The organism is Pseudomonas sp. NPDC008258 (assembly GCF_042956345.1).
Classification (GTDB): domain Bacteria; phylum Pseudomonadota; class Gammaproteobacteria; order Pseudomonadales; family Pseudomonadaceae; genus Aquipseudomonas.
Genome location: NZ_JBIBGE010000013.1, coordinates 52,019 through 71,746, shown reverse-complemented (window position 1 = coordinate 71,746; position 19,728 = coordinate 52,019). Strand labels below are relative to the sequence as shown.

Sequence of the window (19,728 nt, the reverse complement as noted above, 5' to 3'; positions counted from 1 at the left end):
TCGAATCGCGCTACATCCGTAGTTCACAGGGATAATGGCGGCAGCTTATGTCGGCACTCGAAAGTATGTCTTGGGAAGTTTCATACCCTCCGGCACTCGACTTTGGTCAGCAACACACGCGTGACCAGTTGTACAACTCCGTGAAAACGACGATGTCACGCCATCAGGGTGGGCCAGTGTGGCTGTTCGCCTATGGTTCGTTGATCTGGCGGCCCGAGTGCAACTCGGTGGAACGCCAGCGCGCGCGGGTACATGGTTATCACCGCGGTTTGTACCTGTGGTCGCACGAACATCGTGGCACTCCGGAAACGCCTGGGCTGGTGTTTGGCCTGGACCGGGGTGGCTCTTGCAGCGGTTTTGCCTATCGGTTGGATGAAAGCAACCTGGATGACTCACTGATGGCCCTGTGGCAGAGGGAGATGCCGTACCCGGCCTACCGGCCGCACTGGCTCAGCTGCCGCCTTGGCGATGGCAGCAAGGTACAGGCCCTGGGCTTTGTGCTGGAGCGGCATTTGCCTTGCTATGCAGGGAACCTGCCGGATACCTTGCTCAGCCAGATCCTGGCCAGTGCCAAGGGGCGCTATGGCACCACGCGCGATTATGTTGAACAGACCTTGAATGCCCTGCGCAGCCACCAGATGCCCGATCGCAACCTGGAGGCGCGGTTCCGCCGTTGCCATAACCTGCGCGAAGTGTGAGTAACCTGTACCGGCCTCTTCGCGGGCAAGCCCGCTCCCACAGGTACTGCACATTTCTCAAGGTTGGTGCGATCCCTGTGGGAGCGGGCTTGCCCGCGAAAGGGCCAGAACTGTCTTACTTCGCCAGCACCACCAACTTGCCCACAGCCTCCCGCTGCCCCAGTTTTTCAATGGCAGCCCCGGCCTCAGCCAGTGGATAAGTCTGCGACACCAGCGGCCTCAACTTGCCTTCGGCATGCCAGGCAAACAGCTGCCTGAAGTTGGCCGCGTTATCTTCCGGCTGACGTTGTGCAAACGCCCCCCAGAACACTCCCAGCACCGCTGCGCCCTTGAGTAACACCAGGTTGGCCGCCAACTGCGGGATGGCCCCACTGGCAAAGCCCACTACCAGCAGCCGGCCATTCCAGGCCAGCCCGCGCACTGCCTGCTCGAACAACTCGCCACCGACCGGGTCGTAGATGACGTCCACACCCTGGCCACCGGTCAGCCGCTTGATCTCTTCGCGCAGGCTGGCCTGGCTATAGTCGATCAGCTCATCCGCCCCGGCCGCTTTGGCCACGGCCAGTTTCTCGGCACTGCTGGCCGCTGCGATCACCCGTGCGCCCATGGCTTTGCCGATTTCCACCGCAGCCAGGCCGACGCCACCGGAAGCGCCCAGCACCAGTAATGTCTCGCCCGCTTGCAGCTGGCCGCGTTGCCGCAAGGCATGCATGGATGTGCCGTAGGTCATGCCGAACGCCGCCGCGGTGGTAAAGTCCATGCTCGCCGGGATCGGCAGCACGTTGTAGAACGGCACCGCCACCTGCTCGGCGAACGCGCCCCAGCCGGTCAGCGCCATGACTCGGTCACCCACCTTGAACGCGCCGGCCTTTTCCCCGACTGCGGCCACCACGCCCGCGGCTTCGCCGCCAGGGGAAAACGGCAGCGGCGGCTGGAACTGGTACTTGCCTTCGATGATCAGGGTGTCGGGGAAGTTGACCCCGGCGGCCTGCACATCCAGCAGGATCTCGTTCTTCTTCGGCAGCGGGCTGGGCACGTCTTCCAGCACCAGGTTGCGCGCCGGGCCCAGGGTTTTGCACAACACAGCTTTCATCGGGCTATTCCTTTGCGGGTAGTGGCCGATAAGTGTAGGAGGGCCACCTGCCGGGTCAACGAGCATGGCCCGCCCTGATGTGGGGGCATAAGTGGCGGCACAAGTCCGGGCTTGGGTTTGTGCAGCATGCTGGTTAAGCTGGCGCCAACTGTAATGAGGAGCGAATTCGTGAAAGCGTGGATCTTGATGGTACTGGCGCTGCTGCTGCCGGCTGCGGCCATGGCCGAGGAAGCCAAGGAAGGGGCGCCCAAGGTCGCCTACATCAGCCTGAGCCCGCCCTTTGTCGGCAACTATGCCCTCGACGGCGGCCCACGGCTGCGCGTGTACAAGGCCGACGTGGCCCTGAGGGTGACGGGGGACGAAGCGGCCAAGGCAGTGCAGCACCACGAACCGCTGATTCGCAACCAGCTGGTGGCATTGTTCACCCAGCAGACGGTAGACAGCATGAGCAACGTCGAGGCCAAGGAGCACCTTCGCCAGGAAGCGCTGAAGCAGGTGCAGCAGGTGCTGGAAGCGGAAGAGGGCAAGCCGATTGTTGAAGACCTGCTGTTCAATAACCTGATTGTGCAGTAACCCGTCAACCTAGGTTAACGCGGTCCTTGTGGGAGCGGCCTTGTGTCGCGAAAGGGCCGCGCAGCGGCCCCAGGGATTTCGGCCACACCGCATAAATTGCCGGGGCTGCTCTGCAGCCCTTTCGCGACACAAGGCCGCTCCCACAAGGCCGCGTTATTCTGTTATTTCAGCGCAACGCCACAATCACCGCCCATTGCTCCGGCGTCACCGGCATCACCGACAGGCGGCTGCCTTTCTGCACCAATGGCAACTCGGCCAGGCCGGACTGCTGCTTCAGCCAGCCCAGTTCAAGCACCCGTGGCAGGGTTTGCACATGGGCCACATCCACTGCGCTCCACGGGTTCTTCTCGGCCGTGGCCTTGGCATCGTAATAGTGGCTTTGCGGGTCCAGCGCGGTCGGGTCGGGGTAGGCTGCGCGAATGATTCGGGCAATGCCGGCGATGCCCGGTTGCGGGCAACTGGAGTGGTAGAAGAAAAATTCGTCGCCAACGCTCATGGCCCGCAGGAAATTACGCGCCTGATAGTTGCGCACGCCGTCCCAGCGCGCTTCGCCCAGGCGGCCGAGGGCTTCGATGGAGAGCTCGTCGGGCTCGGATTTCATCAGCCAGTAGGCCATGGATGCTGCTCCTGAAAAGGTTTGAAATAACCTGTTGCACGAAACCGACAGCCGGTTGGCGTCAAGGTTTGCGTGCGGACGCAGGTTGTCGGAAAATGCGCCCCGTTTAAAGCGCAATGCGCCGGCGGCACCCAGAAAGTCGCCGTGCACTGAACAGTTTGCCTTGGGGGGCAATCTTCCATGTATCAACGTAAAAAACCGGATCTGCTGTGGATCCTGGTGTTCATTTTTGGCCTGGGTGTGGTCACTACCGGTTATGCGCAGGGGTTCTGGGAGCGCAAGCTGGACAACGCCTATCAGATGCCGGCCGACGCCAGCCAGCCGCAACGTTGATGCCCCCTCTGGTGCTGCTCAACGCGGCGCCAGGTACCAGCCACGGTCCGAGACCGTCCCCTGCAGCGGTACATCCCAACTGGCCTGTGCCAGCCGTTCGACCTTCTGGCATTCATGGGCCAGCCCCATCAGTAAAGGCTTCTTCCAGGTTTTGCGACGCCCCTGGTAGGCCAGGCTGCGATCATAGAAACCGCCGCCCATACCCAAGCGCCCGCCCACTTCATCAAAACCGACCAGCGGCAGCAGGATAAGATCCAGCGCCCATACTGGCCGTTGGCGCTTGCGGTCGGTGACCGGCTCGGGAATGCGGAAGCGATTGGGCTTGAGCTTTTCACCTTGCTCGAAGCGCTGGAACACCATGCGCGTGCGCGGCCAGGCGTGCAGCACGGGCAGGTAGGTGCGCTTGCCGCGGCGTTGGGCTTCGCGCAGCAGCAGGCAAGGGTCGATTTCACCGTCGTTGGGTAAGTACAGGGCAATGTGCCGGGCGCGGCGGAACAGCGGGTTCTGTGCCAACTGGCGGTACAGGCCAAGGGCTGCCTGGCGTTGCTGGGCAGGGCTGAGGGCGCGGCGGGCATTGCGAAGCAGGCGACGAAGCTGGGGGCGGGTGAGCGGCGCGGTGTCGGTCATGGCACGGGCGATCCCAGGAGTGCTGGCCAACTTCAAGGCAGTTGGCCAAAACGAATTGCCCGCCGGAACAGGCGGGCAAGAAAATTCAGGCTCCCCGATCAGACCGCTGTCGGTGTAGCCCTTGAACCCGAAAGTTCAAGGTGGAGATTGCAGGGGGCGTTAAGGCTTTCCGTCGGGCGGACATGCACACCGGCCCCAGCGTGCAACCCCCGTGGTTGTGCGTATCGGCTCAGGGACATAACCGACTGGCGCATCCACCAGGGAGTGGCGCCAGTATACCAATCTCAACCGATTTTGGTATCCGTGTCGTCGGACAAAGCCTTGTCCACGCGATCCAGCAGGTCGCGCACCTGTTCGCGGTTGGTGCCGCTGACCGGGGCATCGGCGCGGTCTTCCTGGCGGTGCAGCATTTCGTGGGTAATGTTCAATGCCGCCATCACCGCGATGCGGTCGGCGCCGATCACCTTGCCGCTGCTGCGGATCTCGCGCATCTTGCCGTCCAGGTAGCGCGCGGCGCTGACCAGGTTGTTGCGCTCTTCCGGCGGGCAGATGATCGAGTATTCCTTGTCGAGGATCTGCACGGTGACGCTATTGCTTGAACTCATGAGTCTTGCTCCAGAGCCTTGAGGCGTAAAATCATCGACTCGACTTTGCGCTTGGCGATCTCGTTCTTTTCGATGAGGTGGGCGCGCTCTTCGCGCCAGGATTTTTCCTGAGCTACTAGGAGTGCATTTTGCCGTTTTAGTTGCTCGACGCGTTCGATCAGCAACTCGAATCGGCTCATCAGTGCCTGCAGGTCGTTCTCTTGCGTAGGTTGCACTCGATTCGCTCCGTCGTTGAGTCACCTGGCGATGATGCCTCTCCCTGGCTGCCGACGGCCAGTGCCGATGGTCTTGGCGCGCCTGCCGGTGCTAGGATACAAGGCCTCCATTCTAGTCATTGCGCCGTCTGGCGCCTAGCTGCCCATGCCCAATACCCAATCGCCTTACATTGCCTTCGCCATGCTGCTTTCGAGCAATGGCCACCCTGTCACCCCGGCCGAACTGCACGGCCTGCTGATCGGCCGCAGCTGCGCCGGTGCCGGCTTTGACGCCGACGGCTGGCTGGCCGATGCCGCCCAGCTGCTGGAAACCGAGCCCGGTGACACCGTACGCAACGCCCTGGTCGGCCTGCAGGAAATGGTCAAGGGCGAGCTCACCAGCGACGACATGGCCATCGTCCTGCTGCTGCCTACCGATGACGCCGCACTGAGCGACCGCGCCACCGCGCTGGGCCAGTGGTGCCAAGGTTTCATCACCGGTTTCGGCCTGAATGCCGGCGGCAAGGACTTGTCCGACGAGGCCAAGGACGTGCTGCAAGACCTGGTGGCCATTTCCCAGGTGCAGGAAGCGCTCGAAGAATCCGAAGACGGCGAGAGCGACTACATGGAAGTCATGGAATACCTGCGTGTGGCGCCTCTGCTGCTGTTCTCCGAGCTGGCCAGACCGGCCGAAGCCGCGCCCAAGCCATCGCTGCATTGATCAACCGGGGGTAGTCTGCCCATGAGCCACATTCCCAAGGGCGAGTATGCCCGTCGGCGCAAGGCGCTGATGGCGCAGATGGTCCCCAACAGTATCGCCATCCTGCCCGCCGCCGCAGTTGCCATCCGCAACCGCGACGTCGAGCATGTGTACCGCCAGGACAGCGACTTCCAGTACCTCAGCGGCTTCCCGGAACCTGAGGCGGTGATTGCCTTGATTCCCGGGCGCGAGCACGGTGAGTACGTGCTGTTCTGCCGGGAGCGCAACCCCGAACGTGAGCTGTGGGACGGCCTGCGGGCCGGCCAGGAAGGCGCGGTGCGCGACTTCGGCGCCGACGATGCCTTCCCCATCACCGATATCGACGAGATCCTGCCGGGCCTGATCGAAGGCCGCGAGCGGGTTTATAGCGCCATGGGCAGCAATGCCGAGTTCGACCGTCGGCTGATGGACTGGATCAACGTGATCCGCTCCAAGGCCCGTTTGGGCGCCCAGCCGCCGAACGAGTTCGTTGCGCTGGATCACCTGCTGCACGACATGCGCCTGTATAAATCGGCAGCAGAAGTGAAAGTGATGCGCGCGGCTGCAGACATTTCGGCGCGGGCCCATGTGCGGGCCATGCAGGCCTGTCGCGCCGGGCTGCACGAATACAGCCTGGAAGCCGAGCTGGACTACGAGTTCCGCAAGGGCGGCGCGAAGATGCCGGCTTATGGTTCGATCGTCGCGGCCGGGCGCAATGGCTGCATCCTGCACTATCAGCAGAACGACGCCCCGCTCAAGGATGGCGACCTGGTGCTGATCGACGCCGGCTGCGAAATCGACTGCTACGCCAGCGACATCACTCGCACGTTCCCGGTCAGCGGGCGCTTTTCGCCAGAGCAGAAGGCCATCTACGAGCTGGTACTCAAGGCCCAGGCGGCGGCCTTTGCCGAAATCGCCCCGGGCAAGCACTGGAATCACGCCCATGAGGCGACCGTGAGGGTGATTACCGAAGGCCTTGTGGAACTGGGCCTGCTCAGCGGTGAGGTGCAGGCGCTGATCGACAGCGAGGCCTATCGCGCCTTCTACATGCACCGTGCCGGGCACTGGCTGGGCATGGATGTACACGATGTGGGCGAGTACAAGGTGGGCGGCGAGTGGCGGGTGCTGGAGCCCGGCATGGCGCTGACCGTCGAACCGGGCATCTACATTGGTGCCGACAATCAGGCTGTGGCCAAAAAGTGGCGCGGCATTGGTGTAAGGATCGAGGACGACGTGGTGGTTACCCGGCAAGGTTGTGAAATCCTGACTTCAGGCGTGCCGCGCACGGTCGCCGAGATCGAGGCGCTGATGCAGGCCGCCCGCAAGGATGTGGCATGAACCGGGTAAACCTGGCGATCATCGGCGGTGGCCTGGTGGGTGCCAGCCTGGCGCTGGCCCTGCAGGCCGGGGCCAAGGCGCGCGGCTGGAAGATCCTGCTGATCGAGCCGTTCGCCCCTGGCGACAGCTTCCAGCCCAGCTACGATGCGCGCTCTTCGGCGTTGTCGTTCGGTACCCAGCAGATCTATCAGCAGTTGGGCCTGTGGCAGGCCATCGGCCGCCGCGCCGAACCGATCCGGCAAATTCATGTGTCCGACCGTGGCCGCTTCGGCGCCACCCGCCTGGATGCCCTGGAAGAGGGTGTGCCTGCGTTGGGCTACGTGGTGGAAAACGCCTGGTTGGGCCAATGCTTGTGGCAAGGGCTGGACAGTGAGGTAGTGAGCTGGCGCTGCCCGGCAGAAGTGACCTCGATGCAGGCGATCGAAGGTGGTTACCGCCTGCGCCTGAACGACGATACCCAGCTGGAGTGCGACCTGGCGGTACTGGCCGATGGCGGCCGCTCCGGCCTGCGCGAGCAACTGGGCATTCACGTGCGTCACACGCCTTACCAGCAGAGCGCGTTGATCGCCAACATCACCCCAGGTGAGGCCCACGGCGGCCAGGCGTTCGAGCGTTTCACCGAAGAAGGCCCCATGGCCCTGCTTCCGCTACCGGATAACCGCTGTGCACTGGTGTGGACCCGCCAGGGCATGGATGCGCGGCGCCTCGCCGACATCGACGAACGCAGCTTCCTGCGTGAGCTGCAGGGCGTGTTTGGCTATCGCCTGGGCGCTTTGCGCCAGGTCGGCGCACGGCACCTGTACCCGCTTTCACTGATCGAGGCCCAGGAGCAGGTGCGGCCGCACCTGGTCGTACTGGGCAATGCCGCACACAGCCTGCACCCCATTGCCGGCCAGGGCTTCAACCTGTCGCTGCGCGATGTGCAGTCGCTGGCCGATGCGCTGCTGGCTGGCCCGCAGCAGCCCGGTGACCTGACCACGTTGCAGGCCTATCACCAGCGCCAGCGCCTGGACCAGGCCATGACCATCGGTTTTTCCGACCAGGTCACGCGGGTGTTCGGCAGCAACCAGCCGTTGCTGGCGGTCGGGCGCAACCTCGGCTTGCTCGGGCTCGACCTGCTGCCGCCGGCCAAAAGCTGGTTCGCTCGCCAGGCCATGGGCCTGGGTACCCGTCCCGACATGCGGGGCCAGGCATGAGCAACCCGCGTAAACTGGCACGCCGTGCGCGCATGTTGCGCTGGATACTGAACCTCTACCCGCCGTACCTGGGCGCTGGCATCCGCGTGCAGTCCATCAGCCCGGACCTGCGCAGCATCAAGGTGGCGATGAAGCTGACCCGCTGGAACCGCAACTATGTTGGTACGCAGTTTGGTGGCAGCCTGTATTCGATGGTTGACCCGTTCTACATGTTGCTGCTGATCGAGCAACTGGGCCGCGACTACATCGTCTGGGACAAAGCCGCCAGCATCGATTTCATCTCGCCTGGCAAAGGCCCGGTGTATGCCGAATTCCACGTCGATGACGCGCTGCTGGCTGACATCCGCCAGCAAACCGCCACCGGCAAGAAGTGCCTGCCGCGTTTGCAGGTCGATATCCGCGACGGTGCCGGCGAGCTGGTGGCGCGGGTCGATAAAACCCTATACGTGCGGCTCAAGCCGCAAGCGAGGCTGGCGTAAGGCATGGAAATGCGCGCAGATCTGTTGATTGTCGGTGCCGGTATGGTCGGCAGCGCACTGGCCCTGGCGTTGCGCCACAGTGGCCTGCAAATCCTCTTGCTCGATGGCGGGCCGCTCACGGTCAAGCCATTCGATGCCCAGGCCCCGTTCGAGCCGCGTGTCAGCGCGCTGTCTGCGGCCAGCCAGCGCATCCTGGAGCGCCTTGGCGCCTGGGATGGTATTGCCCGGCGGCGTGCCACGCCGTACTCCGACATGCATGTGTGGGATGGCAGCGGCACCGGGCAGATTCACTTCTCGGCGGCCAGCGTGCATGCCCAGGTGCTCGGCCATATCGTCGAGAACCGGGTAGTGCAGGACGGCTTGCTGGAGCGTCTGCACGACAGTGACATAGGCCTGTTGCCCAATGCCCGGCTGGAGCAGCTGCGCCGTTCCGGCGATGAATGGCTGCTGACCCTGGCCGATGGCCGCCAGTTGCGTGCGCCGCTGGTGATCGCGGCCGATGGCGCCAACTCGGCCGTGCGACGCCTGGCCGGTTGCGAGACCCGCGAGTGGGATTACCTTCACCACGCCATCGTCACCAGTGTGCGTTGCAGTGCCGGGCACCAGGCCACGGCCTGGCAGCGCTTTACCGATGAGGGGCCGTTGGCCTTCCTGCCGTTGAGCCGCGATGGCCAGCAGGACTGGTGCTCGATTGTGTGGTCGACTACCCCGGAACATGCTGAGCAGTTGATGGCGCTGGATGAAGCAGCCTTCCTGAAGGCTCTGGAACGGGCGTTCGAAGGGCGCCTTGGCGATGTGTTGCAGGCCGACCCGCGGGTGTGTGTGCCGCTGCGCCAGCGCCATGCGAAGCGCTATGTGGATGAAGGCCTGGCTTTGATCGGCGACGCGGCCCACACCATTCACCCGTTGGCCGGGCAGGGCGTGAACCTGGGCTTCCTCGATGCCGCAGTGCTGGCCGAAGTGCTGGTCAATGCCTGCGAGCGTGGTGAACGGCTGGCAGATGTGAAAGTGTTGAGCCGTTACGAGCGGCGACGCATGCCGCACAACCTGGCGCTGATGGCGGCAATGGAAGGTTTTGAGCGGTTGTTCCAGGCTAACCCGTTGCCGTTGCGCTGGTTGCGTAACAGTGGGTTGAAACTGGTAGAGCAGATGCCGGAGGCCAAGGCGGTGTTCGTGCGCCAGGCTCTCGGATTGACCGGGGACCTTCCGGAGCTGGCAAAGGCGTGAGGTAACTGGGTTCCTGTGGGAGCGGGCATGCCCGCGAACACCGGCAAAGCCGGTGCCATACACCGCGCCGCCTGTTTCGCGGGCATGCCCGCTCCCACAGGAACCTTACGGCTGTTAACCCTCTGCAACATCCGGTAACGGCTAGGTAGATGAGCCAGAAAATGGGATTCACTACCATTTGCACCTCTCAAACGATCCGAGGAGTGCTTCACATGTTGCCACGCAAGCCCCTACTGGCCGCCCTGGCCCTGACCCTGTTCGGCGGCACCGCCCAGGCGGCGGACGAAGTGGTGGTGTACTCCTCGCGCATCGACGAGCTGATCAAGCCGGTGTTCGATGCCTATACCGCCAAGACCGGCGTCAAGATCAAGTTCATCACCGACAAGGAAGCCCCGCTGATGCAGCGCATCAAGGCCGAGGGCGACAACGGCGTGGCCGACCTGCTGCTGACCGTCGACGCCGGCAACCTGTGGCAGGCCGAGCAAATGGGCATCCTGCAGCCGATCAAGTCCGACATCATCGACCAGAACATCCCGTCGCAGTACCGTGCCTCGTCCCATGACTGGACCGGCCTGAGCCTGCGCGCGCGCACCATCATCTACTCCACCGAGCGGGTCAAACCCGAAGAACTGAGCACCTACGAAGCCCTGGCCGACAAACAGTGGGAAGGCCGCCTGTGCCTGCGCACGGCGAAGAAGGTGTACAACCAGTCGCTTACCGCCACCCTGATCGAAACCCATGGCGAGGCCAAGACCGAGCAAATCGTCAAAGGCTGGGTCAACAACTTGTCTACCGATGTGTTCTCCGACGACAACGCGGTGATCCAGGCCATCGAGGCCGGCCAGTGCGACGTGGGCGTGGTCAATACCTACTACTACGGCCGCCTGCACAAGCAGAACCCGAAGCTGCCGGTGAAGATTTTCTGGCCAAACCAGGGTGACCGTGGCGTGCACGTGAACCTGTCGGGCATTGGCCTGACCAAGCACGCACCGCACCCGGAAGCGGCGAAAAAGCTGGTGGAGTGGATGACTGGCGAGGAGGCGCAGAAGCTGTTCGCCGACATCAACCAGGAATTCCCGGCCAACCCGAAGGTCAAGCCCTCGGAGGAAGTGGCGGCGTGGGGCAGCTTCAAGGCCGACACCATTCCAGTGGAAATTGCCGGCAAGCGCCAGGCTGAAGCCATCCGCCTGATGGATCGGGCTGGCTACAACTAAGCGTCAGGCTTTAAGCTTTTGGGGCCTGCACGGGCCCTTTCGCGGGCTCGCCTGCTCCCACAGGAACTGCACAGGATTCAATTACTGTGCGAGCCCTGTGGGAGCGGGCATGCCCGCGAACGACCGCAAAGCGGTCGCAATTCAGCCACAGAGACACTCAACTTGCCCCACACCCCCCAACGCCGCTGGTACCTCCCGGTCTCCCTGATCGCCGCCCTGGTACTCCTGCCCCTGAGCGTGCTGCTGTTGTCCTGGCAGTCGATCGACACGCAGATCTGGTCGCACCTGCTCGACACCCAGATGAGCCGCCTGCTCAGCAATACCCTGACCCTGGTGGTGGGCGTCGGCATCGGTGTCACCGTGCTGGGGGTCAGTCTCGCCTGGCTCACCAGCCTCTGCGAGTTCCCCGGCCGACGCTGGCTGGACTGGGCGCTGATGTTGCCGTTCGCCATCCCGGCCTACGTGCTGGCGTTTGTCTTCGTCGGCCTGCTGGACTTCGCCGGCCCGGTGCAAAGTGCCCTGCGCGAAGTGTTCGGGCCCATGCGCCTGCCGCGGGTGCGCTCCACCGGTGGGGTGATCATCGTTCTGGTGCTGGTGTTCTACCCCTACGTCTACCTGCTGGCGCGCACGGCCTTCCTGGCCCAGGGCAAGGGCCTGATGGAGGCAGCGCGGGTACTCGGGCTGTCACCCTTGCAAGCATTCTGGCGTGTGGCCCTGCCCATGGCGCGGCCTGCGATCGGTGCCGGTATCGCCCTGGCCCTGATGGAAACCCTGGCCGACTTCGGCGCGGTGGCGGTGTTCAACTTCGACACGTTCACCACCGCCATCTACAAGACCTGGTACGGCTTCTTCAGCCTGTCCAGTGCCGCCCAGCTGGCCAGCCTGCTGTTGCTGGCGGTGATGCTGGTGCTGTACGGCGAGCGCCGTGCCCGGGGGGCCAGCCGCAGCGGCAACGAGCGGCCGCGGGGGCAGGCGTTGTACCACCTGCGCGGGGTCAAGGCACTGTTGGCCAGCGGTTGGTGCCTGCTGGTGTTCGCCTGCGCCTTCGTCATCCCGCTGCTGCAGTTGCTGGCGTGGTGCTGGCAACGCGGTCGGCATGACCTGGACGAGCGTTATGTCGGCCTGGTGCTGCACACCTTGTACCTGGGTGGCATGGCGGCGCTGGTCACCGTGTGCGTGGCGCTGCTGCTGGCTTTTGCCCGGCGCCAGGCGCCGACCGGCGCGATCCGTGCCGGTGTCGGGCTAGCCAACCTGGGCTATGCGTTGCCAGGCTCGGTGCTGGCGGTGGCAATCATGCTGGCCTTCAGCCACCTCGATAACCAGCTGGTCATCCCGCTGTCCAGCTGGTTGGGTGGGGCAGGCAAGCCGCTGCTGCTGGGGAGCCTCTCGGCGTTGCTGCTGGCCTACCTGGTGCGCTTCATCGCGGTGGCCTATGGGCCGCTGGAGAACAGCCTGGAGCGTATCCGCCCGTCACTGCCCGAGGCTTCCCGCAGCCTGGGTGTCGGTGGCGCGAGATTGTTTTTCAAGGTGTATCTGCCGCTGCTGGTGCCCGGCGCCCTGAGCGCTGCGTTGCTGGTGTTCGTCGACGTGCTCAAGGAAATGCCGGCCACCTTGCTGATGCGACCGTTCGGCTGGGACACCCTGGCGGTCCGGGTGTTCGAGATGACCAGCGAGGGCGAATGGGCGCGCGCATCGCTGCCGGCGTTGACGCTGGTGCTGGTGGGGTTGCTGCCGGTCATCGGCCTGATCCGCCGTTCGGCACGTCGACCCGGTCACAGTGACTGAGGGTGCCAGCTTGCCACCTTGCGGCTACAATGCGCGGCATTCGCGCGACGGGTGTTAAACAAGAAGAGCTGACGAGCAACGTCATCGACCGCCGCCGCTTCGCCACGCCCGGAAGGAGAAACCCATGGGACAGCGCACGCTTTTGTACGACTTGCACCTGGCGCTAGGCGCCAAGACGGTCGATTTCGGTGGCTGGGACATGCCCCTGCACTATGGCTCGCAGGTCGAGGAGCACCACCAGGTGCGCAGAGACTGCGGCGTTTTCGATGTTTCCCACATGACCGTGATCGACGTCGAGGGCACCGATGCCTGCGTTTGGCTACAGCGCTTGCTGGCCAACGACGTGGCCCGCCTCGACGACGTCGGCAAGGCACTGTACAGCCCGCTGCTGCACGCGCAGGGTGGGGTAATCGACGACTTGCTGGTCTACCGCACAGAAGGCGGCTACCGCCTGGTTACCAATGCTGCCACCCGGGCCAAAGTGCTCGACTGGCTACAGCAACAGAGGGCCGGTTTCGCCGTGGCCTTCCAGCCCCGCCCCGACCTTGCCATCCTTGCCATCCAGGGGCCGCATGCCCGTGAAAAGGTTGCGGCCCTGCTCAGCCCCGCCCGCGCTGCGCTGATCCGCGAGTTGCGCCCGTTCGAAGGCGTCAACGAAGGCGACTGGTTCATCGCCCGCACGGGCTATACCGGCGAAGACGGCCTGGAAATCATCTTCCCGGGTGAGCAGGCCGTAGCCTTCTTCAACGACCTGGTTGGCGCCGGCATCGCGCCCAGTGGCCTTGGCGCCCGCGATACCCTGCGGCTGGAAGCCGGCATGAACCTGTACGGTCAGGATATCGATGAAGCCCACACGCCGTTGACGTCCAACCTGGGCTGGAGCATCGCCTGGGAGCCGGCTGAGCGCGACTTCATCGGGCGCGCCGGCCTGCTGGCGGAAATCGAGAACGGCGTGCAGGAAAAACTGGTCGGCCTGGTGCTGGAGGAGCGCGGCGTATTGCGTGCCCATCAGGTGGTGCGTGTATCAGGCATTGGCGAAGGGGAGATCACCAGTGGTAGTTTCTCTCCTACGCTGAGCAAGTCCATTGCGCTGGCGCGCGTGCCCATGGCTACCGGTGACAGGGCCGAGGTGGAAATCCGCGGCAAGTGGTACCCGGTGCGGGTGGTCAAGCCGACCTTCGTGCGCCACGGCAAGATTTTGATCTGAACAATTTTTAACCGGCGGGCGTACCGCTGAGCCAATCGAGGAATTCAAGACATGAGCAATATCCCCGCCGATCTGCGTTTTGCCGAAAGCCATGAATGGGCTCGCCTGGAAGCCGATGGCACTGTGACCGTAGGCATCAGCGACCACGCCCAGCAAGCCCTGGGTGACGTGGTATTCGTTGAACTGGCCGAAGTTGGCAAGGTGTTTGGCGCTGGCGACGCAGCCGGTGTGGTCGAGTCGGTGAAGGCCGCTTCGGACATCTATGCCCCGGTGGGTGGCGAAGTGATCGCGGTGAACGATGAGCTGGCTGACAGCCCGGAACTGCTTAACGAAGAACCTTATGAATCGTGGATCTTCAAGCTCAAGCCAAGCGACAAGGCCGAGCTGGACAAGCTGCTGGATGCTGCTGCCTACAAGGCTGCGATCGGCGAATAAGACCGCGTCGCCTGCTTCGCGGGCACGCCCGCTCCCACAGGGATAGCGCCAGCTTTGGGCCTGTGCTTGACCTGTGGGAGCGGGCATGCCCGCGAAGAGGCCGGTACAGGCAAAGCAAGTTTCCCCGCAGAATCGGCAATCCTTCCTAGACTTATAAGTCTCCATGAGACCCGGTCTAGGAAGAGAGCGTCGACATGTCCCAGTCGCCATCCCTGCATCAACTGCAAGAGCTCAACCCTTTCCTGCGTCGCCACCTGGGCCCGGATGCTTCCGAGCAGCAGGCCATGCTCAACGTGCTGGGTGTCGCCAGCCGCAGCGAGCTGATCGAGCAGACCGTTCCCCCCGACATCCGCCTCAATCGCGCCCTCGACCTGCCGCCAGCGCTGGACGAACAGGCTGCCCTGGCCAAGCTGGCCGGTTATGCCGAACAGAACCAGGTGTGGACCAGCCTGATCGGCATGGGCTACCACGGCACCATCACGCCTACGGTCATCCTGCGCAACGTGCTGGAAAACCCCGGCTGGTACACCGCCTACACGCCGTACCAACCCGAAATCGCCCAAGGCCGGCTGGAGGCGCTGCTGAACTTCCAGCAGATGGTCATCGACCTCACCGGGCTGGCGTTGGCCAATGCGTCGCTGCTCGATGAAGCAACCGCCGCTGCCGAAGCCATGGCCCTGGCCAAGCGGGTGGCGCGCAACAAGAGCAACGCCTTCTTTGCCGACGAGCACTGCCACCCGCAGACCCTGTCGGTGCTGAAGACCCGGGCCGAGGGCTTTGGCTTCGAGCTGATCGTCGACACGGTGGACAACCTTGGCAAACACTCGGTATTTGGCGCTTTGCTGCAATACCCTGACACCCATGGCGAGGTGCGCGACCTGCGCCCACTGATCGACCAGTTGCATGGCCAGCAGGCACTGGCCTGCGTGGCCGCCGACCTGCTCAGCCTGGTAGTGCTGACGCCGCCTGGCGAGCTGGGCGCCGATGTGGTGCTGGGCTCTACCCAGCGCTTTGGCGTGCCGATGGGCTACGGCGGCCCCCACGCGGCCTATTTCGCCTGTCGCGACGACTACAAGCGGGCCATGCCTGGGCGCATCATTGGTGTGTCGCGTGATGCCCGTGGCAACACGGCGCTGCGCATGGCCTTGCAGACCCGTGAGCAGCATATCCGCCGCGAGAAGGCCAACTCCAACATTTGTACGGCCCAGGTTCTGCTGGCCAACATTGCTGGCTTCTACGCGGTGTACCACGGCCCGGAGGGCCTGCAACGCATCGCCCAGCGGGTGCATCGGCTGACCTTCATTCTGGCTGCCGGCCTTGAGGCCAAAGGCATCAAACGCATCAACCAGCATTTTTTCGACACCCTCACGCTGGATGTTGGGGGGACCCAGGCGGCCATCATCGAAAGCGCCGAAGCTGCGCAGGTCAACTTGCGCATCCTCGGTCGCGGGCATTTGGCTGTGAGCCTGGACGAGACGTGCAGCGAGCATACGGTGCTGCGGTTGTTCGACATCTTCCTGGGGGTCGATCACGGGTTGGATATCGCCACGCTGGATCAGTTGGCCCTGCCTGAGGGCATCCCGGCCACCCTGGCGCGGCGTTCACCCATCCTCGCTCACCCGGTGTTCAACCTGCACCACAGCGAAACCGAAATGCTGCGCTACCTCAAGCAGCTGGAGAACAAGGACCTGGCCCTGAATCAGTCGATGATCCCGCTGGGCTCCTGCACCATGAAGCTCAACGCCACCAGCGAGATGATCCCCATCACCTGGCCCGGTTTTGCCCAGCTGCACCCGTTTGCCCCGGCCGGGCAGGCCACCGGCTACAAGGCGATGATCGACGAACTGGAAAGCTGGTTGTGCGCGATTACCGGCTTCGACGCCATTTGCATGCAGCCCAACTCCGGCGCGCAGGGCGAATATGCTGGCCTGATGGCAATTACCCGTTATCACCGCAGCCGCCACCAGCCAGCGCGTACGCTGTGCCTGATCCCGTCGTCAGCCCATGGCACCAACCCGGCTTCAGCGCAGATGGCGGGCATGGACGTGGTGATCGTCGATTGCGATGACAATGGCAACGTCGACCTGGCCGACCTCAAGCGCAAGGCCCACGCGGCCGGGGAGCGCTTGTCGTGCCTGATGGTCACTTACCCGTCGACCCACGGCGTGTACGAAGAAGGGATCCGCGAAATCTGCGAGGTGGTGCACCAGCATGGCGGCCAGGTGTACATGGACGGTGCCAACCTCAATGCCCAGGTGGGCCTGGCGCGCCCGGCGGACATGGGGGCCGATGTCTCGCACATGAACCTGCACAAGACTTTCTGCATTCCTCACGGTGGTGGCGGCCCGGGCATGGGGCCGATCGGCATTCGTGCGCACCTTGAACCATTCGTCGCCAGCCACCCGGTAGTCCCGGTGGCTGGCCTGGACCCGAACAACAGTGCGGTCAGTGCCGCGCCGTGGGGCAGCGCGAGCATTTTGCCGATCAGCTGGATGTACATCGCCATGATGGGGCCGCAGCTGGCCGACGCCAGCGAGGTGGCGATCCTTTCGGCCAACTACCTGGCCAGCCAGCTGGGTGGCGCCTTCCCGGTGCTGTACCGCGGGCGCAACCAGCGGGTGGCGCACGAGTGCATCTTCGACCTGCGGCCGTTGAAAGTGCAGACCGGCATCAGCGAAGAGGATGTGGCCAAGCGCCTGATGGACTATGGCTTCCATGCCCCGACCATGTCATTCCCGGTGCCGGGCACGCTGATGGTGGAACCGACCGAAAGTGAGTCGAAAGCCGAGCTGGACCGCTTTGTCGAGGCGATGCTGGCGATTCGCGCGGAAATTGCCGAGGTGCAGGAGGGTAACTGGCCTGCGGAGAACAACCCGCTCAAGCATGCGCCGCATACGCTGGAGGATGTGCTGGGGGTGTGGGATCGGCCCTATAGCCAGGCGCAGGCGGTGGCGCCCAGTGCACACGTGCGCCAGCACAAGTACTGGCCGGCGGTGAACCGGGTCGACAACGTGTATGGGGACAGGAACCTGTTCTGTTCGTGTGTACCGGTGGAGGCTTATCGCTGAGATTGGTGGTGGCTTCTTCGCGGGCTTGCCCGCTCCCACAGGGACCGTGCAGGGCTTGAATCTTGTGCAACTCCTGTGGGAGCGGGCAAGCCCGCGAAGAAGGCGACGCGGTTATTCGGCTACTGCATTCTTGGCCAGGATGGCATTGGCCAGTTCCATATCGGAAGCCTGCATCCCCGGGTTCTCCGCCCGCACCTGCTTCAACGCCGCCTCCAGAAACGGCCCTCGAATGGCCCCTTCGCTGGCCACGAAGCTGCCGGCATCATCCTGTGCCGCTACTACCAGCTTGTGATCGTGCGAGGTCAGGTAGCTCGATGCCGTGGTGGCACCGGAAGTCATTATGTTACGCCAGAAGGTATCGGCCATGGCCGAGCCCACAGGCAGCGAAAGCAAGGCAGCGGCAGCGATGGCGGTTTTGAGACGCATGTTGAAACACCTCGAAGGGTGAGGGGGTTGAAGATGCGCGGTTGGATCTTTTCAGGCGAGGCAAGTTCCTGAATGCAAGGGGCTTTTCGTCAGCTGCAGACGCGCAGCACTTCTTCCTCTCGCGTCTGCCCGCTGGCCACTTTCGCCTCGCCACAACGGCGCAGGTCCACCAGGCCGTCGGCCAGTGCCTGGCGCCGCAATCGGGTCAGGTCGGCGTTCGGGCCGATCAGTGCACGCAGGCTGTCGCTTGGCTCGAGCAGTTCGAACAACCCCGTGCGCCCATGAAAGCCGGTACCCCGACATGTGCGGCAGTTGGCTGATGCCGTCGCCTGGCAATCCGTGCATAGGGTACGCACCAGCCGCTGGGCCATGACGCCGATAAGCGTCGCCTTGATCAGGTAGTCGGCCACACCCAGTTCTTGCAGGCGGGTGATTGCCGAGCAGGCGTCGTTGGTATGCAGGGTCGACAGCACCAGATGCCCGGTCAGGGCTGCCTGCACCGCCACCAGGGCGGTTTCGCGGTCGCGGATTTCACCGATCATGATGATGTCCGGGTCCTGGCGCAGTAAAGCCCGCACACCGTCGGCAAAGCCCAGGTCCAGGGCCGGTTGGACCTGCAACTGGTTGAAGGCCGGCTCAAGTCGCTCGATCGGGTCTTCGATGGTGCACAGGTTGACCTGTGGCGTGGCCAGCAGCTTGAGGCTGGCGTACAGCGTGCTGGTCTTGCCGGAGCCAGTGGGGCCGGTAACCAGGATGATCCCTTGGCGTTGGCCAAGCAGGCTTTGCCACTGTGCCAGCTGCGCCCCCTCCAGGCCGAGGCGGTCGAAGCCCTCTTGCAACTGGTGCGGGTCGAACAGGCGCAGTACCAGCTTTTCGCCGAATGGCGTCGGCAGGGTCGACAGCCGCAACTCCACTTCGCGGCCCCTCGGCAGCCGGCTTTGCAGGCGGCCGTCCTGCGGCCGGCGCTTCTCGGCAACGTCCATGCGGCTCAGGTGCTTGAGGCGGCTGACCAGTGCCAGGGTTACCCCGGCGGGGAAGCTATAGACGGTGTGCAACAGGCCATCTATGCGGTAGCGCAACTGGCCTTGTTCGCGTCGGGGCTCCAGGTGGATATCACTGGCGCGTTGTTCAATGGCGTACTGCAGCAGCCAGTCGACGATATGCACGATGTGCGCGTCGTCGGCGCTGGCCTCGGCCTGGCGCTTGCCCAGCTCCAGCAGCTGTTCGAGCTCGCCCAGGCGGGTCGATTGCTGGTGCTGTGCACCCTTTACCGACTGGGCCAGGCGGTGGAAAGCCTGCCCAGACTGGCGGATTTGCACCGGGCTTGCCAGCACGCGGCGGATTGGCCGGCCCAGGCTGCGGGCCAGGTCTTGCTGCCAGTCATCCTGATAAGGCTGGGCGCTGGCGACGGTGATACCGGAAGGGTCGGCGGCGACGATGAGGATGCCATGGCGCTGGGCGAAGGCCGGGGATATCAGGCCAGTGACCTGGGGCAGGTCGAGTTGCATCGGGTCGATGCGCAGGTACGGCTGGTTGACCTTGCCGGACAGCCATTGGCAGAGGCGGTCCAGGTCCAGGCATTGGCCGGGGTGCAGGCGGTTCTCCAGCCTGCAGGCGGCTATCTGCTCAAGCGGGTGGCTGGCCGGGTGGGCGGCGGCGTGTTCCAGGACTTGCAGGGTGTCATTGGCGTGCAGGTGCTGGTCGGCGAGCAGGGCTTCGAGCACGCGCCTGAGATCGAGTGCCGGGTTGTCGGGGGTGTGCATGGTGGCGTCCGTGCCTGAGGGGAGTGCTGATCAAGGTTAGACGGACGTGGGGCGGTTGATGGCGGTGAAGGGTTTCGGGATTTTGCGCTGCCGGTGCTGGCCTCTTCGCGGG

At 64.1% G+C, this 19,728-nt stretch carries 20 protein-coding genes and 1 other RNA gene; 13 read left to right on the top strand and 8 right to left on the bottom strand.

The features are described from left to right. Positions 1-47 precede the first annotated feature (47 nt). Positions 48-698 (top strand): gamma-glutamylcyclotransferase, encoded by a 651-nt coding sequence (locus tag ACFY9W_RS12865; protein ID WP_391130626.1) that lies wholly within the window; start codon positions 48-50, stop codon positions 696-698. Positions 699-813: 115 nt separating this feature from the next. Here the strand turns inward: ACFY9W_RS12865 and ACFY9W_RS12860 are convergent, their stop codons facing one another. After that, positions 814-1,791 (bottom strand): zinc-binding dehydrogenase, encoded by a 978-nt coding sequence (locus tag ACFY9W_RS12860; protein ID WP_391130623.1) that lies wholly within the window; start codon positions 1,789-1,791, stop codon positions 814-816. 168 nt (positions 1,792-1,959) lie between these two features. Here ACFY9W_RS12860 and ACFY9W_RS12855 point away from each other — a divergent pair, with 168 nt between their 5' ends. Then, entirely contained in the window at positions 1,960-2,364 is a 405-nt protein-coding gene (locus ACFY9W_RS12855; RefSeq protein ID WP_016712618.1) for a flagellar basal body-associated protein FliL, read from the top strand. A 166-nt stretch (positions 2,365-2,530) separates the two neighbouring features. On the opposite strand, the gene ACFY9W_RS12850 is transcribed toward ACFY9W_RS12855, so the two are convergent. Continuing rightward, positions 2,531-2,980: an EVE domain-containing protein gene (locus tag ACFY9W_RS12850; protein ID WP_391130620.1), complete on the bottom strand. Its 450-nt coding sequence runs from the start codon at positions 2,978-2,980 to the stop codon at positions 2,531-2,533. A 180-nt stretch (positions 2,981-3,160) separates the two neighbouring features. On the opposite strand from ACFY9W_RS12850, the gene ACFY9W_RS12845 reads away from it, so the two are divergent. Then, on the top strand, positions 3,161-3,313 hold the full coding sequence (locus tag ACFY9W_RS12845) for a hypothetical protein (RefSeq protein ID WP_391130617.1): 153 nt from the start codon (positions 3,161-3,163) through the stop codon (positions 3,311-3,313). An 18-nt stretch (positions 3,314-3,331) separates the two neighbouring features. Here ACFY9W_RS12845 and ACFY9W_RS12840 read toward each other — a convergent pair whose 3' ends face one another. The 4 genes from ACFY9W_RS12840 to ACFY9W_RS12825 form a co-directional block, all read right to left on the bottom strand. Beyond that, entirely contained in the window at positions 3,332-3,940 is a 609-nt protein-coding gene (locus tag ACFY9W_RS12840; protein ID WP_391130614.1) for a 5-formyltetrahydrofolate cyclo-ligase, read from the bottom strand. A gap of 87 nt (positions 3,941-4,027) precedes the next feature. Then, positions 4,028-4,207, bottom strand: a non-coding RNA gene (gene ssrS / locus ACFY9W_RS12835) — 6S RNA. A gap of 17 nt (positions 4,208-4,224) precedes the next feature. Continuing rightward, positions 4,225-4,545 carry a cell division protein ZapA gene (locus ACFY9W_RS12830; RefSeq protein ID WP_284353039.1) on the bottom strand — a complete coding sequence of 107 codons (321 nt, stop codon included), beginning with the start codon at positions 4,543-4,545 and terminating at the stop codon, positions 4,225-4,227. After that, a complete protein-coding gene (locus ACFY9W_RS12825; RefSeq protein ID WP_029886233.1) occupies positions 4,542-4,724 on the bottom strand; it encodes a TIGR02449 family protein in 183 nt (60 codons plus the stop codon). The genes ACFY9W_RS12830 and ACFY9W_RS12825 overlap by 4 nt, the downstream gene beginning before the upstream one ends. A 181-nt stretch (positions 4,725-4,905) precedes the next feature. Between ACFY9W_RS12825 and ACFY9W_RS12820 the strand changes: the two genes are divergently transcribed. The 10 genes from ACFY9W_RS12820 to gcvP all read left to right on the top strand — a co-directional run bounded on the left by ACFY9W_RS12820 (position 4,906) and on the right by gcvP (position 17,427). Beyond that, positions 4,906-5,460: a UPF0149 family protein gene (locus tag ACFY9W_RS12820; protein WP_391130610.1), complete on the top strand. Its 555-nt coding sequence runs from the start codon at positions 4,906-4,908 to the stop codon at positions 5,458-5,460. A gap of 21 nt (positions 5,461-5,481) precedes the next feature. Beyond that, on the top strand, positions 5,482-6,816 hold the full coding sequence (gene pepP, locus ACFY9W_RS12815; protein WP_391130607.1) for a Xaa-Pro aminopeptidase: 1,335 nt from the start codon (positions 5,482-5,484) through the stop codon (positions 6,814-6,816). Continuing rightward, on the top strand, positions 6,813-8,012 hold the full coding sequence (gene ubiH, locus ACFY9W_RS12810) for a 2-octaprenyl-6-methoxyphenyl hydroxylase (RefSeq protein WP_391130604.1): 1,200 nt from the start codon (positions 6,813-6,815) through the stop codon (positions 8,010-8,012). Before pepP ends, ubiH begins: the two co-directional genes overlap by 4 nt. Further along, positions 8,009-8,491: a DUF4442 domain-containing protein gene (locus tag ACFY9W_RS12805; RefSeq protein ID WP_391130601.1), complete on the top strand. Its 483-nt coding sequence runs from the start codon at positions 8,009-8,011 to the stop codon at positions 8,489-8,491. Before ubiH ends, ACFY9W_RS12805 begins: the two co-directional genes overlap by 4 nt. A 9-nt stretch (positions 8,492-8,500) precedes the next feature. Beyond that, positions 8,501-9,718 carry a 2-octaprenyl-3-methyl-6-methoxy-1,4-benzoquinol hydroxylase gene (locus tag ACFY9W_RS12800; RefSeq protein ID WP_391130598.1) on the top strand — a complete coding sequence of 406 codons (1,218 nt, stop codon included), beginning with the start codon at positions 8,501-8,503 and terminating at the stop codon, positions 9,716-9,718. 212 nt (positions 9,719-9,930) lie between these two features. Next, complete coding sequence (locus ACFY9W_RS12795) at positions 9,931-10,932, top strand: extracellular solute-binding protein (protein WP_016712606.1); 1,002 nt, start codon at positions 9,931-9,933, stop codon at positions 10,930-10,932. Between the two features lie 162 nt (positions 10,933-11,094). After that, positions 11,095-12,717, top strand: a complete 1,623-nt coding sequence (locus ACFY9W_RS12790) for an ABC transporter permease subunit (protein WP_391130596.1) — start codon at positions 11,095-11,097, stop codon at positions 12,715-12,717. A 124-nt stretch (positions 12,718-12,841) separates the two neighbouring features. Further along, positions 12,842-13,924: a glycine cleavage system aminomethyltransferase GcvT gene (gcvT, locus tag ACFY9W_RS12785; protein ID WP_391130593.1), complete on the top strand. Its 1,083-nt coding sequence runs from the start codon at positions 12,842-12,844 to the stop codon at positions 13,922-13,924. A gap of 51 nt (positions 13,925-13,975) precedes the next feature. After that, positions 13,976-14,359, top strand: a complete 384-nt coding sequence (gene gcvH / locus ACFY9W_RS12780; RefSeq protein WP_391130590.1) for a glycine cleavage system protein GcvH — start codon at positions 13,976-13,978, stop codon at positions 14,357-14,359. A 194-nt stretch (positions 14,360-14,553) separates the two neighbouring features. Beyond that, positions 14,554-17,427, top strand: coding sequence for an aminomethyl-transferring glycine dehydrogenase (gcvP, locus tag ACFY9W_RS12775; protein WP_391130587.1), 2,874 nt, complete (start codon positions 14,554-14,556; stop codon positions 17,425-17,427). Between the two features lie 111 nt (positions 17,428-17,538). On the opposite strand, the gene ACFY9W_RS12770 is transcribed toward gcvP, so the two are convergent. Further along, on the bottom strand, positions 17,539-17,853 hold the full coding sequence (locus ACFY9W_RS12770; protein WP_391130584.1) for a DUF2388 domain-containing protein: 315 nt from the start codon (positions 17,851-17,853) through the stop codon (positions 17,539-17,541). A gap of 89 nt (positions 17,854-17,942) precedes the next feature. Then, positions 17,943-19,616 (bottom strand): ATPase, T2SS/T4P/T4SS family, encoded by a 1,674-nt coding sequence (locus ACFY9W_RS12765; RefSeq protein ID WP_391130581.1) that lies wholly within the window; start codon positions 19,614-19,616, stop codon positions 17,943-17,945. Positions 19,617-19,728 lie beyond the last annotated feature (112 nt).